The following is a 4,880-nucleotide window of genomic DNA, read 5'->3' as shown; positions in this document are numbered from 1 at the left end:
CGCGCCACCCCCGCCAACCGCGCATGGACCTCAGCCGGAACCTCCACCGCCACACCATGCCCACGATGACCCGCCACCGCCGGCCGCACATGATCGAAAGGCAGCCCCAACTCCTCCGGTGAATCGGTCAGGACCCCACGCCAGTATTCGACCTGTTGGGCAACAAGGCTGTCCTGGTCCTGCTCGTCGCCGAGCAGGTCCCGCTGCCACAGGGCGTAGTCGGCGTACTGCACCGGCAGCGGCTCCCACTGGGGCGCCTGCCCCGCGCGCCGCGCCTCGTAAGCGGTGGACAGGTCTCTGGCCAGAGGTCCGGTCGACCAGCCGTCACTGGCGATGTGGTGGACCACGAGCACCAGCACATGGTCCTCGGCCCCCACGGAGAAGAGCCAGGCCCGGATCGGAATCTCCGACGCCAGGTCGAAGGCGTATCCGGCAGCCCCAGCCACCGCGTCATCCAGATCCGCCGGCGAGACCGGCTCGGCCACCGACAGCCCCCAGGCAAACTCGTCCGGCGCCAGGATGCGCTGATACGGCTCACCGTCGAGGGTCGGGAAGACCGTACGCAGCACCTCATGTCGGCCGATCACATCCCGCAAGGCGGAGTCCATGGCCGCGTGATCCACCTCACCGGACAGCCGCAGGGCGACCGGGACGTTGTGGGTCGCGCTGGGTCCTTCCAGCTGTCCGACGAACCAGAGACGACGCTGGGCGTAGGACAGCGGAACCCGCTCGGGGCGCTCCATCCTCGTCAGTGTCGACCGGGCGCTGCCCGCACCAGTCAGCCGGGCCGCGAGGGCTTCCGGAGTCGACGCCTCGAACAGTTCACGAAGCGGGACCTCCACACCCAGAACGGTCCGGATCCGGCTCACCAGCCTGATGGCGAGCAGTGAGTGACCACCTCTTGCGAAGAAGTCCTCCTCGACGCCCAGGCTCTCGACACCGAGCACCTGGGCGAACACGGTGCAAAGAATCTCCTCCTGGACCGTACCCGGACGCCTCCCCGCCGCGCTCACCGCGGAAGGGGCCTCAGGGGCGGGCAACGCCTTGCGGTCCAGCTTCCCGTTCACTGTCAGCGGGAGTGCGTCCAACACCACGACAGCCGACGGAACCATGTAGCGCGGCAGGCGTTGGCCGGCCAACTCGCATATGGAGACGGCCAATTCATCGGCCCCCGCGTCCGCGACGACGTATGCGACCAGGCGCTTGTCCCCCGGCACGTCTTCACGTGCCACTACCACGGCCTGCTCCACCAGCGGATGCTCGGCCACCACGGACCGGACCTCACCCAGCTCGATCCGGAAACCACGCATCTTCACCTGCTCGTCGGCGCGCCCGGCGAAAACCAGCCGGCCGTCAGCCGACCGGTGCACCAGGTCGCCGGTGCGGTACATCCGTGCGCCGCTCTCGAACGGACAGGCTACGAAACGCTCCGCCGTCAGGTCAGCGCGTCCCACGTACCCGCGCGCCAGCTGCGCGCCGGTGATGTACAGCTCGCCCACCACGCCGACCGGGACCGGCCGCAGCCTGGCGTCGAGGACGTACATCCGGGTGTTCGAGACCGGGCCACCGATCGGAACCGTGCCGTGGCCGCCGGGGTCCACTTGTTCGACGGCCGTGATGACGGCCGCCTCGGTGGGCCCGTAGGCGTGGAGCAGACGGCGACCGCGCGCCCAGGCACGGGCTAGTGCGGGCTCGATCGCCTCGGACCCGACGACGATCGGACCGACACCGGCCAGGTCGTCCAGCTCCAGCACCGTCAGCAAGGACGGCACGAGGCTGGCCGAGCGTACGCCGGCCGACCGCGCGAGCTCGCGCAGCAGAGCCGGTTCGGACCGCTCGACGGCGGTGGCCACCACCAGCGCACCACCGCACGCCAGCGTCACCGCCACATCCAGCACCGACGCATCAAAATTGAACGAGGCGAACTGCAGCACCGGAACACCAGGACCCACATCCATCAACGGACCGAACACCGACACCATGTTCGCCATCGCCGCATGCCCAACCGCCACACCCTTCGGGCGGCCCGTCGAACCCGACGTATAGATCACATATGCCAGCCCCTCCGGCCCCACCCGCACATCAGGCGCACCCGCCGCAGCCGCAGCCAGGGCCGGATCATCCACCCACACCAGCGACTCGGCCCCGACCCGCACGCCATCACGCCGGCCCACCACCACCCGGGCCCCACTGTCCGCCACCATGAACGCCAGCCGCTCCACCGGCAACTCAGGATCCAGCGGCACATACGCACCACCGGCCTTCCACACCGCCAGGATGGAAGCAACCATGTCCACCCCACGCGGCAGACACAAACCCACCACCGACTCCGCACCCACCCCCTGAGCAATCAGAAGATGAGCAACGCGGTTCGCCCGTGCGTCCAGCTCCCCGTAGGAAACCTCCACACCATCGAAGACCACCGCCACCGCATCCGGCGAAGCCGCCACATGCGCCGCGAACAACTCCGGCACCGTCACCGCAGCAACCTCAACCACCGTGTCGTTCCAGCCCGACACCACCAGCTCACGCTCAGCCGCATCCAGCACATCCACCGCACTCAGGGGTGCGTCCAAACCCTCCTCGAGCGAGCACAGGAGGTTTCCGACGGCCGTGCGCAGCAGTCGTCCCACGGCCTGTGGATCAATCGGTGTGACCGCCTCCACGGACAGATCGATGCTGTGCCCGTCGTCGTCAACCGAGACCCCGAGCGGGAAGTTGCTCCGCTCCTGGGCAAGCAACAGCCGGATTCCCTCCCTGCCGTGACTGCGCTGCTCGTCATCGTCTTGGCGGCTCGCGTTGTGCCGGTAGTTGAAGAATGAGGTGAACAGCGGTGTGTCGGCGGGAACTCCGCTGGCCTGCTGTGCGAGTGCCAGCGACGCATGTTCTTGCTCCAGCAGATCCGCCAGCTGACCGCGCATCGCGGATACCGCCGTCGTGACGCCCATGTCGTGGGTGCGCACCCGTACGGGAAGGGTGTTGATGAAGGGGCCCGGCACCCGATCCGAACCGGCACCCGCGTTCATCCGTCCGAACAGAACGGTGCCGAAGACGACGTCGTCGCGGCCGCTGACCACCGCTAGTACGCGCGCCCAGGCCACATGCAGCACGGTTGCAGTGCTTGCCCCGAGCCCTATCGACGCCTGGCGCAGTCGGGCGGTCAACTCTGCCCCCAACGGCACGACTTCGTGGACCGAGTTCGCGCCGGTACTGCGTACGTCGACGACGTCGAACGGCGCCGTCGGCTCGGTCACATCACCCAGCAGCCCGGCGAAGTACCGCTCGTGCTCGGCACGCGCCGCCCCGCCCCGGGCCTGCGCCACGAAGTCGCGGAACGGCAGCGGGTCCGGCAGCGTATCGCCGCGCCCGGAGAGGAAGGCCTCCACCTCTCCGAACACGATCTCCAGCGCCGTATGGTCCTGCACCATGTGGTGTACGCGGATCAGTGCGAGCCACTGGTCGCTCCCCGGCGCGGCCGCCGTCTGGACCCGGATGAGCGGTGCCTGCTTCAGGTCCATCGAAAGGCCGACGCGCTCCAGGAGCTGTTCAGCCGGCTCGCCGCCGTGCGGGTCCAGTGCCACTTCGGTCACCGGGAGGACCGCGTGGCGCCGCACCACCTGGACCGGCTCCCGCAGCCCCTCCCACACGATGGAGGTGCGGAAGATGTCGTGCCGGTCGATGACCTGCTGCAAGGCTGCGGTGAAGCCGTCGAGCCGCTCACGCGAGTCGAACTCCAGCACCGTGGGCATGACGTAGGCGTCCTCGCCGCCGTCGGCCAGCAGATGGTGGAACAGCAGACCCTCCTGGAGAGGAGCCAGGGGATAGACATCCGCGATGTTGGCTGCCCCGCCCTCGACGGTGGCAACGATCCGCTCGATCTCACCCGAGTCCAGATCCACCAGCGGGAGCATCCCCGGCGTGATCTCCACCGCATCCGCGGGGATCAGGTTCGGCGGGACCTCCACCCGTACCGGCCCCGCCGCCGTCGCGAGACCTGCCACCGTCGGGGTCTGGAACAGCGCCCGCACCGACACCGACACCCCACGCAGACGCAACTGCTCCACGAGCTGAATCGCCATCAGCGAGTGGCCGCCGAGGGCGAAGAAGTCGTCATCGACGCCCACACTGTCGAGACCGAGAACCTGCGCAAAGACAGCACACAACACCTCTTCGCGTGCATTGGCCGGCCCACGACCAGACCCGGCGGTGTACTCCGGGACGGGCAGCGCCTTGCGGTCGAGCTTGCCGTTCACCGTCACCGGCAGAACATCCAGCACCACGACAGCCGAAGGCACCATGTACTCCGGCAGCCGGGAACCCGCGAACGCCCGCACCGAAGCCGGCAGACCATCCGCCCCCACAGCCGGAACCACATAAGCCACCAGGCGCACATCACCCGGCACGTCCTCACGTGCGACCACCGCGGCCTGCGCGACCTGCGGATGCGCAGCCACCACCGCCTGGACCTCACCCGGCTCGATCCGCAAACCACGGATCTTCACCTGCTCATCCACACGCCCCAGATACTCCACCTGCCCACCCGCGGACCACCGGGCGATGTCACCCGTCCGGTACAACCGCTCACCACAACCGAACGGACTGGCAACAAACCGCTCACCCGTCAGCCCCGGACGCCCCACATACCCACGCGCCAACTGCACACCCGCCAGATACAGCTCACCGGCCACACCCACCGGAACCGGCCCAAGCGCCGCATCCAGCACGAACACCCGCGTATTCGCGACCGGAGCACCGATCGGCACCACACCCGTCCTCTGCTCCGGACGGCACTGCCACGACGTCACGTCAACCGACGCCTCCGTCGGCCCATACAAGTTGTGCAGCTCCACCCCCTCTCCGAACACCTCGAAGAAACGGGC

1 protein-coding gene is annotated in these 4,880 nt (G+C 68.5%); it reads right to left on the bottom strand.

Annotated elements, in window-relative coordinates; genetic code table 11:
- A partial coding sequence (locus tag AC0693_RS38615) for an amino acid adenylation domain-containing protein (protein ID WP_478804606.1) occupies positions 1–4,850 on the bottom strand: 4,850 nt, incomplete at its 3' end.
- Between the last annotated feature and the right edge of the window lie 30 nt (positions 4,851–4,880).

Source organism: Streptomyces sp. NPDC043876, from assembly GCF_056435825.1.
This window is presented reverse-complemented; position numbering and strand designations above follow the sequence as displayed.